General features: G+C 33.8%; 21 protein-coding genes. 1 reads left to right on the top strand and 20 read right to left on the bottom strand.

All coding sequences use genetic code 11. From position 1 onward, the window contains the following. Window positions 1–2: 2 nt before the first annotated feature. The 9 genes from BUA46_RS01640 to BUA46_RS01600 all read right to left on the bottom strand — a co-directional run bounded on the left by BUA46_RS01640 (window position 3) and on the right by BUA46_RS01600 (window position 7,094). A complete protein-coding gene (locus BUA46_RS01640; protein ID WP_019386310.1) occupies window positions 3–431 on the bottom strand; it encodes a VOC family protein in 429 nt (142 codons plus the stop codon). Window positions 432–473: 42 nt separating this feature from the next. After that, entirely contained in the window at window positions 474–1,040 is a 567-nt protein-coding gene (locus BUA46_RS01635) for a hypothetical protein (protein ID WP_019386311.1), read from the bottom strand. A 72-nt stretch (window positions 1,041–1,112) separates the two neighbouring features. Then, window positions 1,113–1,868: a 23S rRNA pseudouridine(2604) synthase RluF gene (gene rluF / locus BUA46_RS01630; protein ID WP_019386312.1), complete on the bottom strand. Its 756-nt coding sequence runs from the start codon at window positions 1,866–1,868 to the stop codon at window positions 1,113–1,115. 20 nt (window positions 1,869–1,888) lie between these two features. Next, window positions 1,889–2,716, bottom strand: coding sequence for an alpha/beta hydrolase (locus BUA46_RS01625; protein ID WP_019386313.1), 828 nt, complete (start codon window positions 2,714–2,716; stop codon window positions 1,889–1,891). Between the two features lies 1 nt (window position 2,717). Continuing rightward, window positions 2,718–3,086, bottom strand: coding sequence for a cupin domain-containing protein (locus BUA46_RS01620; protein WP_019386314.1), 369 nt, complete (start codon window positions 3,084–3,086; stop codon window positions 2,718–2,720). A gap of 23 nt (window positions 3,087–3,109) precedes the next feature. After that, window positions 3,110–4,090 carry a YitT family protein gene (locus tag BUA46_RS01615; protein WP_019386315.1) on the bottom strand — a complete coding sequence of 327 codons (981 nt, stop codon included), beginning with the start codon at window positions 4,088–4,090 and terminating at the stop codon, window positions 3,110–3,112. A 12-nt stretch (window positions 4,091–4,102) separates the two neighbouring features. Continuing rightward, a complete protein-coding gene (locus tag BUA46_RS01610) occupies window positions 4,103–4,660 on the bottom strand; it encodes a hypothetical protein (protein ID WP_019386316.1) in 558 nt (185 codons plus the stop codon). A 96-nt stretch (window positions 4,661–4,756) separates the two neighbouring features. Beyond that, complete coding sequence (locus BUA46_RS01605; protein ID WP_019386317.1) at window positions 4,757–6,301, bottom strand: helicase HerA-like domain-containing protein; 1,545 nt, start codon at window positions 6,299–6,301, stop codon at window positions 4,757–4,759. Between the two features lie 73 nt (window positions 6,302–6,374). Beyond that, window positions 6,375–7,094, bottom strand: coding sequence for a phage tail-like protein (locus BUA46_RS01600; RefSeq protein WP_143148047.1), 720 nt, complete (start codon window positions 7,092–7,094; stop codon window positions 6,375–6,377). A 123-nt stretch (window positions 7,095–7,217) separates the two neighbouring features. On the opposite strand from BUA46_RS01600, the gene BUA46_RS01595 reads away from it, so the two are divergent. Beyond that, window positions 7,218–7,847, top strand: coding sequence for a 7-carboxy-7-deazaguanine synthase QueE (locus BUA46_RS01595; protein ID WP_019386319.1), 630 nt, complete (start codon window positions 7,218–7,220; stop codon window positions 7,845–7,847). A 104-nt stretch (window positions 7,848–7,951) separates the two neighbouring features. Here BUA46_RS01595 and BUA46_RS01590 read toward each other — a convergent pair whose 3' ends face one another. From BUA46_RS01590 to BUA46_RS01540, 11 genes are all read right to left on the bottom strand, one after another. After that, complete coding sequence (locus tag BUA46_RS01590) at window positions 7,952–8,479, bottom strand: DUF2911 domain-containing protein (RefSeq protein ID WP_019386320.1); 528 nt, start codon at window positions 8,477–8,479, stop codon at window positions 7,952–7,954. Window positions 8,480–8,715: 236 nt separating this feature from the next. Continuing rightward, window positions 8,716–10,893 carry an amino acid permease gene (locus BUA46_RS01585; RefSeq protein WP_019386321.1) on the bottom strand — a complete coding sequence of 726 codons (2,178 nt, stop codon included), beginning with the start codon at window positions 10,891–10,893 and terminating at the stop codon, window positions 8,716–8,718. 155 nt (window positions 10,894–11,048) lie between these two features. Then, the gene (gene corA, locus BUA46_RS01580; RefSeq protein ID WP_019386322.1) at window positions 11,049–12,113 is read right to left on the bottom strand and encodes a magnesium/cobalt transporter CorA; all 1,065 of its coding nucleotides are present in this window, start codon (window positions 12,111–12,113) and stop codon (window positions 11,049–11,051) included. Between the two features lie 158 nt (window positions 12,114–12,271). Continuing rightward, window positions 12,272–12,781, bottom strand: coding sequence for a YybH family protein (locus tag BUA46_RS01575; RefSeq protein WP_143148046.1), 510 nt, complete (start codon window positions 12,779–12,781; stop codon window positions 12,272–12,274). Window positions 12,782–12,936: 155 nt separating this feature from the next. Further along, window positions 12,937–13,272, bottom strand: a complete 336-nt coding sequence (locus BUA46_RS01570; protein ID WP_019386324.1) for a hypothetical protein — start codon at window positions 13,270–13,272, stop codon at window positions 12,937–12,939. Between the two features lie 26 nt (window positions 13,273–13,298). Then, the gene (locus BUA46_RS01565) at window positions 13,299–13,661 is read right to left on the bottom strand and encodes a carboxypeptidase-like regulatory domain-containing protein (protein WP_019386325.1); all 363 of its coding nucleotides are present in this window, start codon (window positions 13,659–13,661) and stop codon (window positions 13,299–13,301) included. Window positions 13,662–13,818: 157 nt separating this feature from the next. Then, window positions 13,819–14,562 carry a methanethiol S-methyltransferase gene (gene mddA, locus BUA46_RS01560; RefSeq protein WP_019386326.1) on the bottom strand — a complete coding sequence of 248 codons (744 nt, stop codon included), beginning with the start codon at window positions 14,560–14,562 and terminating at the stop codon, window positions 13,819–13,821. 108 nt (window positions 14,563–14,670) lie between these two features. Continuing rightward, window positions 14,671–15,537: an AraC family transcriptional regulator gene (locus BUA46_RS01555; RefSeq protein ID WP_019386327.1), complete on the bottom strand. Its 867-nt coding sequence runs from the start codon at window positions 15,535–15,537 to the stop codon at window positions 14,671–14,673. A 190-nt stretch (window positions 15,538–15,727) separates the two neighbouring features. Beyond that, window positions 15,728–19,066: a bifunctional amidotransferase subunit GatB/aspartate--tRNA ligase AspS gene (gatB/aspS, locus tag BUA46_RS01550; protein ID WP_019386328.1), complete on the bottom strand. Its 3,339-nt coding sequence runs from the start codon at window positions 19,064–19,066 to the stop codon at window positions 15,728–15,730. Beyond that, the gene (locus tag BUA46_RS01545) at window positions 19,066–20,466 is read right to left on the bottom strand and encodes an amidase family protein (RefSeq protein ID WP_019386329.1); all 1,401 of its coding nucleotides are present in this window, start codon (window positions 20,464–20,466) and stop codon (window positions 19,066–19,068) included. Before BUA46_RS01545 ends, gatB/aspS begins: the two co-directional genes overlap by 1 nt. A 2-nt stretch (window positions 20,467–20,468) precedes the next feature. Beyond that, on the bottom strand, window positions 20,469–20,735 hold the full coding sequence (locus BUA46_RS01540) for a hypothetical protein (RefSeq protein WP_019386330.1): 267 nt from the start codon (window positions 20,733–20,735) through the stop codon (window positions 20,469–20,471). Window positions 20,736–21,143 lie beyond the last annotated feature (408 nt).

Below are 21,143 nucleotides of genomic sequence, written 5' to 3'. Positions count from 1 at the left end.
TTTTATTTGGCAAACAACTGATTCATATCCTTAAAAGCTTTAAACTCCAATGCATTTCCTGAAGGGTCATAAAAAAACATTGTGGCTTGTTCACCAACTAAACCTTCAAACCTAGTATAAGGCTCGATTATAAATTCAATATTCTTGCTTTTTAAATCTTCCGCGAAAGCATGAAAAATATCCCAAGATAAAACTACGCCAAAGTGTGGAACAGGAACCTCTTTACCATCTACAGGATTGGTATGTAAATCTGCTTTGCTTTCTTTAGGTTTGTAGTGAATTACCAGTTGATGCCCAAAGAAATTAAAGTCTACCCAATGGTCGCTACTTCGCCCTTCTTCACAACCTAAAACATCTCTGTAAAACGTTCTACATGTATTTAAATTATAAACAGGAATGGCTAGGTGAAAAGGAGAAACGGCTTCTTTCATTTTATCGTTAAATTTTAAAATAAAGATAAGATTATAAAATGTTTACTTCTTTTTTCTGGTACAATTTATTTTCCAAGTCGGAAATACGACGCTTTCGGATTTATCAACCCATTCTCCAATCCATTTATAACCGGATTCACTCATGTCGTAAAAAGTTAATCTAAAAAAACCTTCCATTCCATTTGGAGCTTTTTGTTCTCGATACAAAACAATTTTATCCTCTTTTTTGTTGCCTTCCCAAGTTGGTAATGTTGTTGACGGTGTTTTTGAAGAAAACCAATGCACATACCACCGACTACTATCGGCAACAAACTGACGAATACTACCTGAATGTCCACCATCTGCTTTCAAGGTTTCATCTTGTACTGCAGTGCCATTCAATATATATTTCCAACGCCAAATCATGTCTATTTCTTCGCTCCAGCTTCCATCTTGATTTCTTGTACTCGATTTGCAATCGCATTCGCCAATCATAGCACTAAAATCTGTTATTTGTTGAGGCGCTTCAGGATTTGGTCTTCCAAAAGGATAGTCCTTAGATGGTTCATATTCATACTGTGCAAAGGCCGAAAATGATAAGAAAAACAGGAGTAAAGTAGAAATTCGCATAATTAACTTTTTTTAAAGTTAATTAAGAAGGTGTTATTTATTAAAGGATTTGTGAATAAATTAACAGGATACTTAGCGCTTAGTTTTGTTGTTTTTTAAGTAAGTTTTTGTTGAATCTTCTAATAATTTATTCAGTTCTTTGAATTCTTCTTTAGTCAATTCACGGTATTCGCCAATTGGTGTATCCAACTTAATATTCATTATTCTAACGCGTTTTAAGGTTTGCACATCGTAGTTTAAATAGTCGCACATGCGTCTAATTTGACGGTTCAAACCTTGGGTTAAAATAATTCTGAATGAATATGTGCTCAATTTATCAACCTTACATTTTTTGGTCGTCTTATTTAAATCGGCAAGTGGAATTCCACCAGACATACGTTCAATAAATGTTTGTGATATGGGCTTATCTACAGTAACAATATATTCTTTTTCGTGGTTGTTACTAGCTCTTAGAATTTTGTTTACGATATCGCCATCATCTGTTAAAAGTATTAAGCCTTCACTCGGTTTATCTAGCCTGCCAATAGGAAAAATTCGTTTCGGATAATTAATAAAATCTATAATATTGTCTTTTTCAACACTGGTATCTGTAGTGCAAACAATACCAACAGGTTTGTTAAACGCCAAATAAACAAAAGTGTTTTTGGTGTTTTTTATGACTTCACCATCAACAGCAACAACATCATCTGGAGTAATTTTAGTTCCCATTTCTGGTACAACGCCATTAATGGTTACTCGTCCAGCATCTATGAGCTTATCGGCTTCTCTTCGAGAGCAATACCCAACTTCACTTAAAAATTTGTTGATTCGTTTTAATTCTTCTGCCATGGCTCAAAAATACAATAAACTTATGCGTTTAAAAATTCTAAAATGTAATTATATATGGTTTCATTTTTAAGTCCGTGGCCATAACCTTTGGTTGTAATTAATTTTGAATTTGAATAGTGTTTTTCAAAATCTAATGCATCCCTGTAAGGTATAATTTTATCTTTTTTATCATGAATGATTAATCCTTCTGCGGCAATTTCTTCTGAAAATTTTGCAGCTGAATAATATTCGGGTAAATGATTGTATTTTTTAAGTACATATTGATTCATGGCATTTATCACGCTTTCATTATATCCCATCATGTTTGAATACCTTTTAAAAACACCAAGGAAGTTTGAAGGCGCACCAAGTAGAATCATTTTTTTTATGGAAGATATCTGATATTTATGCTGAAAAAATACGGTTGCCATTCCTCCCACGGAATGCCCAATAACACAATGCGGTTGGAATTTCTCTGCAACTAAATGAATACATTCAGAGTAGAGTAATGCATTAAATAATTTGCCAGAAGAATTACCATGCGCAGGCGCATCAATAGCAACCACATTATAGCCTGATTCCCTTAAAATATGAATTAGATCTTCCCATCTGGAGGTGTTGCTTTCCCATCCGTGTGCAAGCAAAATGGTTTCGTTATTACCCTCCCAATGATAGGTAGCAATTTTAATACCTTCGAATTCTAAAACATCTCTTATAGCCGATTTTAAAAATGCAGCATTTAGTCCTTTCAATCGGCCTTTTTGGGGCGAGGAGAAAAAATGAATGGCAATTTTGGCGGCTAAGTTTGATGAAAAAAAGCTTATTAGGTTTAATACCGAACCAATAGTTTTTAATAGTGTTTGGTTCATATTAATCTTCTCTATTTACTAAATCCATAGAAAAAGCAGGAAGACAAATAGCGATATACTCGCAGACTTCAGTAAATGGGTTGGAATATTGTACACGTGTATTTTTTTCAATTTTAATAGATTGTCCTGCTTCTAAAACCACAGTTTCGCCTTCTATTATAAATTGCTTTCTTCCTCTGATTATAAAAGTATATTCGTCAAATTCTGGTGTTTGAAAAGGCTCACTCCATCCTGCTGGAGCTTTCATATGCGCGATGCTAATTTGAGAATCACCGTTAGTGGTATTTCCAAAATGCTCTTTTATTATTTTGCCATCTGTTGTAGGTACAACAAAAGGGTTATTTTGAATGGTAAATTTTTTATGAGACATAAATTCGTGTTATGTAATCGTATTTAGTGTTCATCTTTTAAAGGTTTTTTCTTTATCATACCACCTTTTAGATCTTTTACAACACCCATTATTATAAAGGCATTTTTATCTATTTTGTCAATTTCTGTTTGAAGTTTAGCTAATTCCAAACGCGTAATTACCGTATAGATAATATCTTTCTCGTAACTTTCACCGCTACTACCATAACCACCTCTTCCTGCATAAATAGTACAAGCGCGTCGTAATTTTTTTGTGAGTGTTAATCTTAATTCTTCGTGTTTCTCTGAAATTATGGTAACCCCTACGTATTCTTCAACGCCGTCAACCACAAAATCAACTGTTCTACCAGCAACGAGGTATGTTAAAATAGCATAAAGCGCAATTTCAATTGAAAGAATATAGGCACCCACCGAAAAAATCAAGATATTTATAATTAATAAAACATCGCCAATGGTAAGAGATAATTTTCGAGCTAAATAAATGGCTAAAACCTCGGTTCCATCGATAACACTGCCACCTCGCATAGACATTCCAATACCCAAACCTAAAAAGAAACCACCAAAAACAGCAATAAGTAATTTGTCTTCAGTAATTATTGGGTAGTTTACAAAATGAACTACTATAGCCAGAAACGCAATAGCAACAATACTTTTAATAGCAAACTTTTTTCCAATTGTTTTTGAAGCTAAAAATATAAACGGTAAGTTAACTAGTATTAGTAAAATCCCTAATTGAATTGAGGTTGTATTTTCTAAAAGTAGCGAAATACCAGTAGCGCCGCCATCTATAAATTTATTAGGTAGTAAAAAGCCTTTTAAACCAAACCCTGCTGAAAACACCCCAATAATTATAAAAATATACTCCTTTATGGCATGTGCAATTTCAACTTGAAGGTTTCTAACTAATGGCACTATTTGCTTTTTGCTAATAGGCTTATTAGTTTGCTTTTTTTCAAGCTGCTTTCTTGCAATGTCGATTAATATTTTTGAAAATAATGGATTCAAATTATTCTGGTATTAGTTATTCCAATTAACAAAAAAGTATTTCACTTTAGCGTCATCTGGAATGTGTGTGGGTTCAAATTTTAAGTTCATATCAAATCTTAGATTCGCTGGAAGTTCTTTTTTATCTATAGTAAAATTCGAATTAATCTCATCTACTGCAATAACTATAGAGTTGATGAGGTTGCTAATTCTAGATATTTTATAGTTGCTGTTAATATCTTTAAAAGTACTAATTACGCTAATATTTTTATTTGTTTTAAAACGATCGTCAAGTATACGAACACTACCAATAGTTGAGGTAGAGTCTAAAGCTTGTTTTGGTGTTAGGGTTAATAACTTTTCACCTCCTTTTTCAAATATTTCTATGTTATTGATATTGCCTGTAAACTCATCGCCACTAATAAATTTAACGATCGAGTCGTTCACGTAGATATTTTTTAATTCTTTTACTTGCGTTGAATCTGTTAGCAAGCCTAAGTGCTGCTTACCAATTTCAAAAGGATTCTGCTCTTTTTTGCAACTTGAAAAGAGAACAGAAATTAATATAATGCTTAATAAAAATTTGTTCATTGATTGAGTTATATTCAAGATTAGGGTATTCAACAGGTAGCTTTAGCACTATTAGTTGAACGAATGAAATTAAAAATTTTAGAGCCAATGTTAAGGCTATTTCTTCATGACTTTAGTTAAAATACCAAACACACTGCGAATAAATGTGGCACTTGTTAAGACTTTAACAACAGGATTCATGGCAGTACTACGACGACGTGTAGAAGTTTTAGCTTTGGCCTTAGACTCAGCTTTTTTAAGAGCTTCTTTCTCTTTACGAGCTTTCTCTTTAGCTTCATCAGCTTCAGCCTGTTTGATTTTTTCATTCAGCATTTCGTAAGCACTATCCCTATCAATGGTTTCGTTGTATTTCTTCACCATTTTAGAATTCGAGAGTAAGGTGTTTAATTCAGCATCGGTTAAAACATCCATTCTACTCATTGGAGCGCGCATCATGGTTGCTGCAAGAGGTGTTGGGCGTCCTTTTTCATCTAAGGCAGAAACCAACGCTTCACCAATTCCTAAAGAGGTTAAAACTTCTGCTGTATCATAATACTCAGAGTCAGGATAATTTTGCGCTGTTAATTTTATGGCTTTTCTATCTTTTGCTGTAAATGCTCTTAAAGCATGTTGTATTTTTAAACCGAGTTGCCCTAAAACTGCTTCAGGAACATCTGTTGGGTTTTGAGTAACAAAATATAAGCCAACACCTTTACTTCTTATCAGTTTAACGATACTTTCAATTTGGTTTAATAGTGCTTTCGAGGCTTCATTAAAAATTAAGTGTGCTTCATCTATAAACAGAATAAGTTCTGGACGATCACTGTCTCCTTGCTCAGGAAATGTAGAATAAATTTCAGCCAATAAACTTAACATGAACGTTGAAAATAGTTTCGGGCGATCTTGAATATCAGTAAGTCTCAAGATATTGATGTAACCACGTCCGTCATCATCAACTCTAAGTAAGTCTTGTGTATCGAAAGAGGTTTCTCCAAAAAACAAATCGGCCCCTTGTTGTTCTAATTCAACTACTTTTCTAAGTATCGCACCAGTTGAAGCTGTTGAAATTCTTCCGTATGCTTCGCTAAACTCTGCTTTTCCTTCTTGAGTAGCAAATTGTAAAATCTTTTTAAAATCTTTTAAATCTAAAAGCGGTAATTTGTTATCATCACAATATTGAAAAATAACAGCAACAACACCAGATTGTGCTTCAGATAAATCTAAAATCCTAGAAAGTAATACTGGACCAAATTCACTTACAGTTGCTCTTAATCGAACGCCATCTTGTTCAGAAAGGGTTAAAATCTCAACTGGAAACGGTTTAGCTTCAAAAGGAAGTCCTATCTTTTCATGGCGCTCATCAATTTTAGGGTGCCCAGGACTTGGTTGAGCTAAACCACTCAAATCTCCTTTGATATCCATTAATAATACTGGAATACCTTTATCGCTTAAATTTTCAGCTAAAACTTGTAAAGATTTTGTCTTTCCAGTACCAGTAGCACCAGCAATTAAACCATGTCTGTTCATGGTTTTTAAAGGAATCTTTACATGTGCTCCGGTAACAGTTTCACCATCTAACATGGCGGCACCAACAGGAATATAATCGCCTTTTGTTGTATTGCCTTCAGTAATGTATTTAAAAAAAGTTTCCTTCCTATCCATGTATTCTAATTTTGCCTAAAAATACACGAAAAATGAACAAGAAAAAAATATCTGAGAGTTGTAAGAAGAAATATTAAATTTTCTCAATGTAGATGTTCGAAGAACCTGCAGAACGTAAAGTAACTGTCCCTGCACTTGCAGTTCTTACATGCGCAACCGAAATTACATCATTAGCATTTAATTCAAAAACCTCCGTTATGTGTAATGAACTTTCTCGATGACCATTGTTATTTCTTATATATCCTGTTGAAGCATAGGTGCCTCTTTGTATGCCATTTATTTCAATCCAAATTTCAGGGCTTAGTCTTGCAGTTGTAGTAGCTGTAATTAATGACATGTTTACAGATACTCTGTAACGACCAGTTGTATTTACGGTAATGGTGTTTAAAGCTACATTGGCATTGTAAAGTGCAGTATTATCATTCCATTCTAAGGTGCTAACAATTGGAGCGTTACCTGCTGCATTACTATTAATGTTTTGTGCAGTATCTCCGGCATTATTACTGTATTTTACACATGGATTTCTTGAAGTTTTTATCCAATCAGGAGTTGCCGTATTTCCATTATTGAACTGAAACTCAGCCAAATCTGTATTATAAAATAACAAGCCATTTGCAGGATTAACTATGGCATTTCTTTGGGCTGTCGTGAGTCTTGGCAATAAAACGCCTTGACTATTCGATTCAATATCTAAAATGGAGGAGTTGTCTGGGGTGGTAGTACCAATTCCGACTTGAGTATAGCCATATTGCATGCATAAAAGCATAAGTATGGAACATACTATATTTTTCATTATTGAGAGAGTTTTGAGCAATTTACTTCAGTAAACTTGGGCTAATTTAAAAAAAATTAAATAAAAACAATTAAATAGCAATACTATTAACATTTAAAGGGGAATACATATCTTTGCACACTTATGAATTTAGAGATACAAGAATTAGTTAATAAAGGCGAAATGCTCCCACTTATGGAGGAGTTTTATACCATTCAAGGTGAAGGGTATTTTAAAGGAACTGCTGCCTATTTTGTGCGTATTGGTGGTTGCGATGTTGGCTGCCATTGGTGTGATGTTAAAGAAAGCTGGAATGCTAATTTACATCCGCCTACCGAAACTGATAAAATTGTAGCAAATGCCAAAAAATATAGTGATACCATTGTGGTAACTGGAGGCGAGCCTTTAACCTGGGATATGACGCTATTAACCACAAAATTAAAAGCAGAAGGATTGCAAACGCATATTGAAACTTCAGGAGCTTATAAGTTAACTGGAGTGTGGGATTGGATTTGCTTATCTCCAAAAAAAATGAAGCTTCCAACAGAAGAGGTATATGCTGAAGCAGATGAACTTAAAATGATAATCTATAATAAAGACGATTTTCGTTTTGCTGAAGAGCAAGCTGCAAAGGTCAATAAAGATTGTATTTTGTACCTACAACCCGAGTGGAGCAAGCGCGATAAAGTAGTGCCCGAAATAGTAGATTATGTGATGAAAAACCCAAAGTGGAAAGTGTCACTACAAACACATAAATATTTAAATATTCCGTAAAAAAAATGCCTTGAATTTCAAGGCATTTTTTTTGTAAATAATTTTTGAGACTATCTTTTTAGGAAACTATTTTAAGTCCCATAAAAAATCTCAACAAATCTATGTTATTGACTCACAGGAACAGCAACCCTCGTAGTTCCCCAAGCTAAATACATGTTGCCATCATGAAATCCAATTGAAAATGCTTCAACCAATTCGCCTTGACTCACAGGAGCTTTTACTCGTAACACGTCATTACTTTCATTATAATTGTAGGCGCCCCAAACATCCAAATCTTTATTCAAAATAACAGTCCATTCAGTTTCACCAGGAATTGTAAATAACGAATAAGTTCCTGCTTCAACAGGCTTTCCTCCAAATTTAGAGTCGTTGTAAAATGTAATTTCGCTCGCCTCATTAGCGCCCGTTCTCCAAACTTTACCGTTAGGAGCAAGTTTGCTTAATTCGCGCCCTTTAAGCTGTGGTCTGCTATAAATCACCTTTACCATAGGCGGTGCATTACGGTCGGTTTTGTAATAGGTAATATCTAGAGGGCTCTTGTCTAATTTTGCAAATTTTTGTGCGTTTATCTGGGTTGCAAAAAGCAAAGTAAAGGCACAAATTAAAGTGGATAATAGAGTTGATTTTTTCATATCTGAAATTTTAAGGTTTTCTAAGTTTTAAAGTTAGCCCGAAATTGTCTTAAAGTTTTTATAAATCTCGTGGGTTAATGTTAAAGTTTGGGCGCCTGCCTGCCGGTAGGCAGGTTACCACAAGGGTCGGGCTTTCCGCTATATCTTTTTTTGCCATATATGGCAGCAAAAAAAGGATGCCGCTGCAATCCCTAACGCAAACCAGCGTTAAGCTATATCTTTCGGGTGTCAATGAATTAAACCAAAACATTCTCTAAGTTAGAATCTACGCAGAAAATACCAGAGATTCGTGATTCATAGACTATGCTAATCATGTCGGCAGTAGTCATATCTGCATCAACACTAAAAATATTAACATCGGCGTTTCGGTATTTTTTAACGTTGTCTAAAAGGTTCCCGTTTTTAACGCTAATAGTCGTTTTGTTAGGGAATCTAATCATGGTTTTAATGTCTTCAATATCTGTTTCAGAAAATTGAGTGTTTTGAGTGTCATCAACAATAATCACATCAATTTCACCTTTCCAATTCTTACAAATTAAAAGCGATAAAAGGGTTGACAAATCATTATTTCCAATATTAAAAGTTTCTCTCCAATTGGTTGGTATGTTCGTTAACCAGAGGTTTATGTTTTTTTCAATAGCTAAACTTGCTGTAGAAAACGGAATGTATAAAATCATTCCAAAATTGTTTTTTTTAACATCTGTAATGAGCTTGTCGTAAAAATCTAAATCGGCATTACCAGTGTCTACACTTGCAAAAATTACATTAGGCTTAAAAAAAGCGGCGTTAAGCGATTGCATGCTAATATTTATGGTGGTATTAAGCTCTCGGTTTTCAACAAATGCATACGACACCGAAATGCCACTTTCCTTATATTTTTGAGATGCATTTATTAAAAACTCCTCAATAGTTTTCTGTTCTTCTGGATTTTCATGAAACAAGGCTAGTATTTTTATAGAACCATTCGGGTGAATAATGGAATGAATCAATTTGTATGAGCTTCTTATCTCCTTAGGCATACTCATAGGTATTAAAAGATCAGGACGCCATGATCTGACTTCTTTCTGTGGACTCAGATTACTCGATTTTTTTGTGGCCCACTCAGCAAGTGCTGTAAAAAGACCACTTCTGGAATCACCAGCTTCCGATTTTAATTTCAAATTAACCAAATAGAAGTAAAACAGAAATATTAAAATAAGCGAGGTTAACGCAACAATCACGTTTATCACAAACATAATGGCAATAGACCCAAAAGCACCAATTGCAGGAACAATTAAGGGTACTTTTAACGTTGGCCTGTAACTTGGTAAATTCAACGATTGTTCAACAAGTACCACAATATTAACCATAGCATAGGTAATCATAAAAAACATGGTTAATATGGGCGCAATGGTATTTAAATCTCGTAAAGAAATACCAATAAATACAATAACTGCCGTTATTAACATCGAATTTATGGGTTCACCTTTTTTTGATGTTTTTGCAAGCTCTTTACTCTTTGGTAAAATACCTTTTTCAGCTAAAGCAAGCATGATTCTAGGCGCACCAATAAAAGAACCTAAAGCTGAGGATAATGTAGCACCTAATAATCCTGCAAGTACAATGGGGCTATAAAGTGCTTTGTCTATAAACAAATTATAGTTTGAAACCATTTCATCTGGAGTTGCTAGAAGTGAGGCTACAAAAATTAAACTGATATAAATAAGGGTGGTTAATATCACTGCCGAAATCGTACCTTTTGGAATACTTTTTCGCGGACTAGTTAAATCTCCAGACATATTAGCACCAGCCATAACTCCTGTAACTGCGGGAAAAAACACAGCAAAAACAACCCAAAATGAGGTGCCGCCAAAATTATTTTCTATAGACCCTGGATACTTCCCGAATAATTCAAAGTCGTAGTTTAAATCCGTGACGAAAAGCGCGCCGAAAATAGAAATTAACGACAACACTATAATACCAAGTATAACGTATTGAATTTTAAAAGCAAAACTCGTACTTATAAACGCAATGGTCATAACCACAGAGAAAATAAGGATATCCAAAATTAAAGGATTAAAATAAGGCAAAATGGATACCAATCCTTCCCGGAACCCAAAAACATACATGGCCACAGCTAAAGCTTGTGCGATATAAAACGGAATACCAATGGCACCTCCAATTTCTAAACCTAAAGATTTTGAAATAATACTAAAAGCGCCACCTGCACCAATTCGAACATTAGTAGTGATAGAAGATAAACTTAATGCAGTACTTAAGGTAATGGCAACCGAAATTAATAATATGGCCAACGCCCCAACAATACCAGCATTACCAACAACCCAAGGTTGGCGAATGTACATGATTACACCAAGTATGGTTAAAGTGGTTGGTGTAAAAACCCCAGCAAGTGTTCCAAAAGTTTTCTTACTCATGTCCTGTTAATTTAGTGCCAACAACTCATTCACGATACAATTGAAGCTCGTGCAAAAGGTGATTTCTATGGTTTTGAGGCAATAGAACTAAGATAGTAAAAAAGGAAAGACCTTTATGGTTACGCGCACAACATTGTGTTATAATTTTTTTAGTGCTAGAACCATTTTTTATTTTTAAAAAATAGTAACATGATTACTGCAATAACAATCATTAAACCCCACATTATAAAATAACTATACTTATAACTAAGTTCCGGAACGTATTCAAAATTAGTTCCGTAAATCCCTGCAATAAATGTGAGTGGAATAAAAATGACTGAAAAAACTGTTAGAAACTTCATGATATCGTTAAGCTTGCTACTTATGGTCGTGTGATAAATATTCAATTGGTCGGATAGAATTTCGCGATAATCATCTGAGGCATCGTTGGCTTGACTAATATTATCTTCAAGCTCTTTGTAATGCACATGGGTGCTTTCGCCAATATAGTCTGAATCTAATTTAGCTAACGAGAATATCATCTCTTTGGCAGGCTTTATACTTTTGCGCAAAAAGTTCAACTCGCGCTTATAATTATTAATTTCATTAATTATTTTTTGATTCGGATTTAGTAGCAAGGTTTCTTCTAAAGTTTCGATTTTTTCTCCCAAAAGACTAATAACATAAAGGTAATTATCAACCACAATATCAAGTAGGGCAAAAGTTAAATAATCAGTCCCGCCATTACGTATTCTCTTTTTTTGTTTTCTGATGCGCTCTCTAACAGGTTCAAAAACATCACCTTTTCGCTCTTGAAAAGAAATTAGTACTGATTTGGTAAGAATTAAACTTAGGTTCTCAACAATGGTTTTGTTCGAATTATCATCGTTTTGAAGCATTTTTATGGTTATTAAAGTGCAGTTGTCATATTCAATAACTCGGGGTCGTGCCTCAGTGTTTAGAACTTCAGCCATCACTAAAGTGTCAAGATTAAATGCTGAGGTAATTTCCTCCATAATAGAGGTATTGTGTAATCCATCAACATTTATCCAAGTAACCGTATTTTTGTGCTGAAACTCACTTATCTCTTTAACTGTCTTAACATAATCTTCTGTTAGATTTGTTGAATCAAAATCTATAATTCGAAGTAAAACTTGATCAATTTTTTTTTGACCTCTAAAGATTAATTCATCTGGTGGAAGCCCAATGTGTTGCTTGTTTTTTTTGATAAATCTTGTCATTTTTAATATTTTTTATGTCGGATAGATTTTTTTCTTTTCGCTGAGGTTTTGATTATGGGTCTTTTAAGGTGGTTGTAACAACCTTACCGGAGTTTACCGTAAACGCAGATGCATTTAATAATTATAAACCTAGCTACATATGGAGCTCTTAGTTTATCTTAACGTGTATAATTTGAATCTTTAAGATTATACATTATTCTATAAATTTTCCATTTTCTACCTTCTTTTTTAAGAATATTTGTGAATTCCGATACAGACTGAATTGTATCTCGTGCAATCCCATTTTCTATAGTACACCAAGTAAGTTTTGAGAGACCTTGATAGTATGCCATATCACCTGAACTTTCAACGTCTTCGTTTTTTACTTCATATTGGATAATTGGGTACTTAATGTCAGATTTTGGAAACCAAAACTCACTAACATTATTTTTAGTGATTATTGGTTTGCCTGTTTTTCCAGGTAGAAAAAGAATAATATCATCACTCAATTTGTTTAAAACTGAAGCTGAATCTCCATTTTTCCAGGCCTGTCTGTATTCTTGCATCATATTACGGATTTCATCAAGATTACTTGTTTCTTTTTTATTCGTGTTTTCGCAAGAACTAAATATTATAAGTATTATGAATAAAAAATATGGAGTGAGATTGTTTAATGCTGTTATATTCATTTTTTCGGTATTACTTTTGATGTTAATGTAGTAACCTTGCAACAACCTTTGGTTAAGCACTAATTTAGCAAAAACAAATCAAATAAAAAATCTACGTGGATTTTCGGAAGTAGGCGAGAACATGCCATTACTTATTGCCATTGTTGGCAACAGTTTTATTTTAATATTAATTCTTCTTTCAAGGTAAAATGCTTAGCAGTTTTATCATATCTCGCTAAAACGCGTTTTGCATTATCTGGAATATATGCCATTTCATATTTTTCACCCGCAAACATTTTTACCGAATCCAACGAATCAAATTGTAGGATAAGAAAAAACTCCATTTCATCATTCTTTTCCATTGTCGAAATACTAACTTTCTCCAAACCTTCCACACCCTTTCTTTTCACTTCTGGAAACACCTCATTGATAAGCATACTTTCATAAAGAGGTGCGTTTTCTAGTGAAGTCCATCCTTTCCAGGTTCTGATGATTTTATTCTTTCTATTCATTTGGTCTTAATTGTTGTAACACGTTTTTATCCGTTGCAACTTAATGGGGCAGCTTTATCTTTTAAAACGATATTAATAATTTTATTTTTATCGCTATCCGAAATATCAATTTCTTTTTCAATTATTTTAAAGCCAACAAAGGAAAATATAACCACTATTTTTTTCTCTTTTTTGTGAAGTTTAGTTAAGTCAATTTTATAATTGCCATTTTCATCTACAACAGTTCCGATTCTAGTATTTTTAATTATGATGTTAACGCCTTTTAAAGGGTTGTTTAGGCTGTCCTTTACAATACCGGAAACGAAGACAGAATTCGATTTCTCAATTTGTGCAAAAACACTATTTGATAACAATAATGTTAGTATGATTATATAAAAGTACTTGTTCATTTTTCAAATGTGTTATAACTGTCTTGTGTATGGTTTGTTGCGTGGTTTAAGCACCTAATTTAGTAAACAAAAACGAACACGAGAAAATTCCATAGGAATTTTCCAAGTAAGTAACGACCAAAGCAATTAGTTATGCACTTTGTTAGGCATAGATTTTCTATACCTTCTGCTTGTTTTTGGTAAAAGGAATAATCATTGGCACTTCTTTTTGGTAAGTTTCATATTTTTCTCCAATAAATTTACGAAGGTCTTTTTCCTCTAAATATTTTACAGCTATAAAAATGTAAATGGTAGTTACTAGGGCAAATAGTAAATGCCCAACTGTCATAGTAGGTGTTGCCCAAAAGGCAATTATAAAACCTAGCATAATGGGATGTCTAACAATTTTATATAAATAGTTGGTTTGAAATTTTGGGTTAGCAGTTTGTTTGTTTTTTAGATTATCAAATATTTGAGCTAATCCAAAAAGCTCAAAATGATTAATCATAAATGTTGATAGAAGCACAATAAGCCAACCTAGAAAAAATATTCCAGTTATAACACTAGAAAGAATTGTGTTCTCGGTTTCCCAAACTATGGTTGTTATTGGTTGCCATTGCCAATAGATTAAAATTAGAGCTAAACTAGATAGAAGAATATAAGTGCTACGTTCCATAGCTTGACTAAAAATGGAATTAAACGATTCTTTAAATTTTGGCCTCGCCATTATACTATGTTGTAAAGCAAATACGCTTAATAAAATTACATTAATAAATATGGAAGAAAGCAAGGTTGTTTCTGTACCAGAGTCTATTGATTTTGGAACAATGATATTACCTACAAATCCAATAGCGTAAAGGAATACAACAAGAAAAATAATATACGCTAACGCTCCATAAATTAAAATAACTACTTTTTTCATTTCATTTAGTTTTTTGTTACGAAACAAAATTCTGCTAAAAAAAAGGTTTTTGACTTGCTTAAAAATCCAAAAAGTGTGTTCTAAAGTTCAAAATGTTATATCGAATCATTAATCGCTTCTATTTAAGGACCTAAATTGTTTGGGTGGCAATTTGAATTTTTCTTTAAAGGATTTAATAAAGTGAGAGTTATTTTTAAATCCACATTCATAACCAACTTCATTAGCTGTTAGATTTGTGCCTAATAATAAGATTTTAGAGTGCTCTAATCTTTTATTGATCAACCACCTATTTGGAGTAGCGTTAAAACATTCTTTAAATTCGCGTTTAAAAGAAGATAAACTTTTGCCACAAAGTTTAGCAAAATCAGCTATTTTTAAATCATATTGAAAATTTTCAGTCATAATATTTTCAATATTCGTTTTAGTGTTTTGCGATATTGAATTGAAGAATAATAGTACCTCTGCATTATTTGAATTAAGCACTATATTAAAAAGTAGTTCTTTAAATTTAATTTCTACTAGCTCTTTAGGAATTTCATCTCCTTGCTGCAAATAGTGGAATATACTTTCTATTAATGTTTTAAACACATCATTAGTAGAAATGTCAAAAATTTGATGATGCTCTTTTTTATGATTGAATTCTCTTTTAAAAGTTGGATTCTCTGAAATAAATTTTTTGATGAATTTATCATTGATGAAGAACAGCATTACACAATACTCACTTTCTAAATATTGTCTTGTGGTATAAACTCCTTTTCTAATGAATAACGTGTCTCCTTTGGTAAGCTTATATGTTTTATTCGCTGTAATCCAATCTTTTTTACCACTTATTACATAAGTTATTAAATGATTCTCAATCCACAATTGATACTCTTCAATATTGAGAGGACATTTATATTCTACAAATAAGAAATCATCACCAACAAGCTTGTTGAATTTTGGATGATTTTTAAAGTATTCGTATGCATTAATCACTATGTTCTTTTCAGGTTTTTAAATTATGCCAAACGTGTTTTAAAGCAACCCGTATTATCAATCTCCTCTTGACAAGTTCAGATATGGTTGCATTTTTAATAAAAAGTGCCTTGTAAATATAGTTAATATTTCCCACAAAAAAATCCCAACAGTTGGCTGCTGGGATTTTTAATTTGAATTGTAAAATATTTTACTTTCGCATGATTTTCACATTCATTTCCTCCACTTTTTTATCTGATAAAAGCGAAGGCGCACCAAATAATAAATCGTCGCTAGTTCCTGTTTTCGGGAATGCCATAACATCTCTAATGGATGCTTTTTTCTCTAAAATCATCATTAAACGGTCTACACCCCAAGCTATACCTCCGTGCGGTGGTGCGCCATAATGAAACGCTTTGTACATGGTGCCAACACTCTTCATCATCTCTTCTTTGTTGTACCCCATATTTTTGTAGGTGGCCTCTAAAATTTCTGGTTTGTGCGCACGTACAGAACCACCCCCAATTTCATAACCGTTTAATATCAAATCGTATTGTTGGGCGATGATAGAACCAATTTCGTCTTCTTTACCATTCATGTGTTTTTCAATGTCGTATATGGCTGGCATAGAGAACGGGTTATGGGTAAAGGTCCAGCGACCATCATCGGTTTTTTCAAACATTGGGAAATCAACTACCCATGCCGGACGTAATTCTTTAGGATTTATCAGTTTCAGCATGCTTCCTAATTCTTGACGTACAGCGTCTAAAGCTTTATTGGCAGTAGCATAATCGGCAGCAGAGAAAAATACAATATCTCCAACTTGCGCATTGGTAGCTTTAATGATGCCTGCAGCAATATCTTCGCCTAAAAACTTAATTATCGGCGATTGTAAATCGTTTTCATTTACAATAATATAGGCTAAACCGCCCAACCCGTGTTGTTGGGCTGTAGCAGTTAGTTTTTCTATTTGTCCTTTTGATAAACGCTTCTTACCTTGTTCTTGGGCAGATACTTTAATGCATTTTACAATCCCGCCCTCATCAATTGGTTTACTAAATACTTGGAACGTGGTGTCTTTTACAATGTCGGTAATATCTTGAAGTTTTAAACCGAAGCGTAAATCTGGACGGTCGCAGCCGTAATCGTCCATCGCTTCTTTATAGGTTAAGACTTCAAACGGATGTAAAATCCATTTTTTGCCATATATTTTTTCAACAATTTTATTGAACATGTTGGTGTTCAAATCAATTATTTGCTGCATGCTGGCGTAAGCCATTTCAATATCTAATTGTGTAAATTCTGGTTGACGATCCCCACGAGAATCCTCGTCTCTAAAACAACGAGCCAATTGGAAATACTTTTCGTAACCGCTAACCATCAACATTTGTTTAAATTGTTGTGGGGCCTGTGGTAAAGTGTAAAATGCTCCGGCCTGCTTTCTAGATGGTACTATAAATTCGCGGGCACCTTCATCGGTTCCGGCACTTAAGATAGGTGTTTCTATTTCAAGGAAATGTTCTTCATCTAAAATGTCGCGCATCAGTTTAATTACTTTATGGCGATTTACAATCACGCGACGTACATCGTCATTTCTATGGTCTAAATACTTGTATTGAAAACGCACATTTTCATTGGTTTTTGTAGCACGTTTTATTTCAAAAGGCAAGGTTTTAGATAGGTTTAAAATATCTAAATGGTAAGCCTCTAATTCTATTTTTCCTGTGCGTAAAGCAGTGTTGTAGTCATCCTCTTTACGCTGCACTATGTTTCCTGAAACCGAAATAACCGATTCTGGTTTCAGTTTAACCAACTCGTCTAGATTAGGGAAAGATTCTCTACTTAATCGCACTTGGAATTTCTCAGTACTTGAATCTCTTAAATCGATAAAAATCAATTCTCCATGATCGCGCACACTAGAAATCCATCCAGAAAAGGTGACTTTTTCAGAAATGTTGTCATCTGAAATATCCGTAATTAAATGTGTTCGGTATTCGTCTTTTACAACAATAGGAATTTGCTGTAAAACCTCATCTTCTTTTTTTGTTGTTTGTTGTTGAGTTGTTTTTTGTTGAGTCGTACTTCCGTCTTCGGTCTTTGGTCTTCCGTCAGTATCCCCAGCAAGTGCATTCAAAACCCCCTCACGAATAACTTTTCCTGAGGCGCCTTTACCAATAATGCCAATAACTTTACCAACTAAAATACCTGCTTTTCCTTGGTTTCCGGCTTTAATATCGTTGGCAATAGCTTCATTTTCAGAAATGACTTTCGCAATAGCTTCGTATATTTTTTCTTCAGAAATGGTATTTTCATCAAAATACTTGTTGTAATCAAAAGTTCGGTCTTTTAAATAAGCCGTAATCGCATTTTGAACCAATACAGAGGTTATTTTTTCCTCTTTAAAAAGCTGAAAAATTTCAATTAAATGATCAATTCTATGAATGTCGCCATAGTTATCTGCTCCAATATTGTTAACTAAAGTTTTAGCAACAAACGAAGGGTCTTTTATAACATTGTTTATGGCTACAAAAGTTTCAGAACGCAACGAATCTGCAGTAAAAAACTTTGCATCTTGCGGTAAAACACCACCTTTTATTAGAATAGATTCAACTGCAAATGGTAACGAGCTAACATCGACATCAATCGATTCTACAACGTTTTTAATGTTTACAAAAGGCAAATCCGGTTCTGATATAAATCGGTAATCGGCCTCAAATTCCTTTTTACGCATGGTTTTGGTTTGCTTCAATTCGGCATCCCATAAAACCGTGGTTTGGTCGGGTCTAAATTCTTTATGCTCTAAGAAATAGTTAAGTTGTTTTTCAACTTCTTCCTTTAAAGCATCAACCATAAATTTAAACGAGTTGAGGTTTTTTATTTCAGTACGTGGGTTTAATTCGTAGCTTCTTCTTTTGCGTAACGACACAGAAACATCCGATTTAAACTCTCCTTTTTCAAGGTTGGCTTCACTTATTTTTAAATTCTGAACTATACGTTGAATGTATTGCGCATAGATAGATGCATCTTCAATATGACGAATACAAGGTTCGGTAACAATTTCTATAAGCGGCACACCAGCTTTATTAAAATCTACCAACGAGATTTTTTTCTCGTGCATTAATTTTGCTGCATCTTCTTCAATATGAACTTGTGTTAGATTTACAGTAAACTGGCTGCCATCATTTCTGAAACAAGATACTTGTCCGTCTGGAATTACCGGATGGTGAAACTGTGTTATTTGAATGTTTTTTGGGTTGTCTGGGTATTCATAATGCTTTCTGTCCCATGAAATCACTTCATTTTCAAAGGTTGATTTTACCGCTTTTCCAAAGTAAATCGCCTTTTTAATCGCTTCTTTATTAATAGCTGGTAAAACACCCATTTGTCCTGTACAAACCGAGCATATATTTTGGTTTGGGGTTTCTATTTCTTGATTTGGGCAAGAACAGAATAATTTCGTGTTCGTATTTAAACGCACGTGGGTTTCAAGACCTATAACTAACTCTAGTTCGTGCTTTTTTAATAAATCGTTTAATTGCTCCAGTTCCATTATATCGTGTCTTTTAAGAAGTTAGCAAACTTCAAAACAAGTTCGTCGTTATTTTTTGCTGCCGTAATCTGTAAACCTGTTGCAGTACCTTGTGGCACTGTCAAGGTTGGTAATTGACCCAAACTAAATCCAACGGTATACGCATCAGATAAGTACATGGCTAAAGGGTCTTTTAAGCTGTCTCCAATTTTTGGTGGTATGTTTGGTGTTACTGGAGATATGATGATATCTACTTCTTTGAAATCATTCTCGAAGTTTTCTGAAATTTGATCGCGAAGGTTTAACCCTTTTAAATAAATTTCATCTGAAAAACCTTGAGATAATACTTGATTACCACCAACAATTCGGCGTTTCGTTTCTTCTGAAAAATTCTCTGAACGCGTTACAGCGTAGGTTTCTTTTAAGTTTTCAGCTTCAATTCGATTGCCGTAATTGGTGCCATCTAGTCTTGAAAGGTTAGAAGCAGTTTCGGCCATAGCCAATGTGTAATACGTTGAAACCAAAGTGTTCGATTCAAAGAAATCTAATGCTTTCACTTGAATGCCTTGGGCTTTTATTTTCTCAATAGCCGATAGAAAATCAGATTTTATCTGAGCATCAATCGCATCATTTTCAATAAAGTTTTTAAAATACCCAACGGTTTTTATGTCTTTGGCATCTGAAATGGCATCCTGAGCTATTTCCGCAGAAGCGTAAGTAGTTTGATCTTTCTGGTCTTTGCCACTCATCACATTCAATACGATTCGAATATCTTCAATGGATTTTGCTATGGGGCCTACGCAATCTGTAGACGATGCATATGCCATTAATCCGTAGCGTGAAATTCGCCCGTATGTTGGTTTTAAGCCATAAACATTATTATAACCAGCTGGTTGTCGAACTGAACCTCCAGTGTCGCCACCAATAGAAAACACGGTATAATCTTTAGCAACATTTACTGCAGAACCACCACTAGATCCACCTCCGACTAAATCCGGATTTATGGCGTTTTTAACCGCTCCGAAAATAGTATTTTCACTAGAGGAACCATGACCGAAACTGTCGCAGTTTTCTTTTACCAAAGGTATAGCGCCAGCATCTAGTAACTTTTGAATAGCCGTAGCCGTATATGCCGACTTGTAGTTTTTAAGTAATTCTGAACTCGCCGTGGTCAAGGTGCCTTGAACCATATAAACATCCTTAATGCCAAATGGAATACCTTCTAATAAACCGATGCTTTCACCTTGAGCAATTTTAGCATCAACCTTAGCGGCTAAATTAAGTGCCAAATTATCTAGTAAAGCATTAACCGTATTATTGGTGTTTTGTTTTAAACTTTTGAGTTTGTCTTGCACTAATGCCGTACAAGTTATCTCTTTATTTACCAGTTGTTGGTGAATTTTGTGTATTTGAGAGTCCATAATTATTCTTCGATTACTTTAGAAACCACCAGAAAACCATTTTTTTCTTTTGGGAAATTTTCAATAATTATTTGTTTTTCTACAGCGGAACTTTCAATAACAACATCGTCTCTTAAATCATCTAAAGGCACGCTATTATTATGATTAGAATTAAAAGTATTATTTGAAGTATTGGCGTTTTTAATAACTTCAAACAATTTGTTCACCGCCTCACTAGGTTGTGCCCCTTTAATGCTCGACAATACGTCTACTGTCATAATTTTGCCCATGTCTTAATTTTTTAGATTAAAAAAAGCCTTCCGAATTCGGAAGGCTTTATATATTTTTAAACAATAACCTTCCTGTCCTATAAATTAGGATTATTGAAATTATTATTGTTGTTATTATTTCTCATTGATTTGATAACGAGGTCAAATATATGTAGAAAAATAGAGTAAACACAATTTTTTCTGATATCCTGTGTGCTATTATCAAATTAATAAAAAAGTTAAACTTAATTTGAAGGTTCTTTAACTTATCAATAAGATTAGCGTATTTCTTTCTTAAGCGTATTTGATTTCAGAATAAAATCATGATAAAAAGTGGTTTTTTTTAGTAAAAAGAAAACTATAAAATCTTCAAAATATCGCTTTTAAGCCATTTTTGTAATTTGCCTCTCTCAGAATTACAAAAAAGAA

This window comes from Algibacter luteus (genome assembly GCF_900141715.1).
Taxonomy (GTDB): Bacteria; Bacteroidota; Bacteroidia; order Flavobacteriales; family Flavobacteriaceae; genus Arenitalea; species Arenitalea lutea.
The sequence above is the reverse complement of the archived record's forward strand: the minus strand, read 5'-3'. Positions and strand labels throughout refer to the sequence as shown.

Coding starts and splice junctions, on each gene's coding strand:
- BUA46_RS01625 (WP_019386313.1), bottom strand. CDS start 2,716: ATGAACCAAACACTATTAAAAACTATTGGTTCGGTATTAAACCTAATA.
- BUA46_RS01540 (WP_019386330.1), bottom strand. CDS start 20,735: ATGGGCAAAATTATGACAGTAGACGTATTGTCGAGCATTAAAGGGGCA.
- mddA (WP_019386326.1), bottom strand. CDS start 14,562: ATGAAAAAAGTAGTTATTTTAATTTATGGAGCGTTAGCGTATATTATT.
- BUA46_RS01590 (WP_019386320.1), bottom strand. CDS start 8,479: ATGAAAAAATCAACTCTATTATCCACTTTAATTTGTGCCTTTACTTTG.
- BUA46_RS01635 (WP_019386311.1), bottom strand. CDS start 1,040: ATGCGAATTTCTACTTTACTCCTGTTTTTCTTATCATTTTCGGCCTTT.
- BUA46_RS01545 (WP_019386329.1), bottom strand. CDS start 20,466: ATGGACTCTCAAATACACAAAATTCACCAACAACTGGTAAATAAAGAG.
- gatB/aspS (WP_019386328.1), bottom strand. CDS start 19,066: ATGGAACTGGAGCAATTAAACGATTTATTAAAAAAGCACGAACTAGAG.
- BUA46_RS01575 (WP_143148046.1), bottom strand. CDS start 12,781: ATGAATATAACAGCATTAAACAATCTCACTCCATATTTTTTATTCATA.
- BUA46_RS01570 (WP_019386324.1), bottom strand. CDS start 13,272: ATGAATAGAAAGAATAAAATCATCAGAACCTGGAAAGGATGGACTTCA.
- BUA46_RS01595 (WP_019386319.1), top strand. CDS start 7,218: ATGAATTTAGAGATACAAGAATTAGTTAATAAAGGCGAAATGCTCCCA.
- BUA46_RS01600 (WP_143148047.1), bottom strand. CDS start 7,094: ATGAAAAATATAGTATGTTCCATACTTATGCTTTTATGCATGCAATAT.
- BUA46_RS01610 (WP_019386316.1), bottom strand. CDS start 4,660: ATGAACAAATTTTTATTAAGCATTATATTAATTTCTGTTCTCTTTTCA.
- BUA46_RS01585 (WP_019386321.1), bottom strand. CDS start 10,893: ATGAGTAAGAAAACTTTTGGAACACTTGCTGGGGTTTTTACACCAACC.
- corA (WP_019386322.1), bottom strand. CDS start 12,113: ATGACAAGATTTATCAAAAAAAACAAGCAACACATTGGGCTTCCACCA.
- BUA46_RS01605 (WP_019386317.1), bottom strand. CDS start 6,301: ATGGATAGGAAGGAAACTTTTTTTAAATACATTACTGAAGGCAATACA.
- rluF (WP_019386312.1), bottom strand. CDS start 1,868: ATGGCAGAAGAATTAAAACGAATCAACAAATTTTTAAGTGAAGTTGGG.
- BUA46_RS01640 (WP_019386310.1), bottom strand. CDS start 431: ATGAAAGAAGCCGTTTCTCCTTTTCACCTAGCCATTCCTGTTTATAAT.
- BUA46_RS01565 (WP_019386325.1), bottom strand. CDS start 13,661: ATGAACAAGTACTTTTATATAATCATACTAACATTATTGTTATCAAAT.
- BUA46_RS01620 (WP_019386314.1), bottom strand. CDS start 3,086: ATGTCTCATAAAAAATTTACCATTCAAAATAACCCTTTTGTTGTACCT.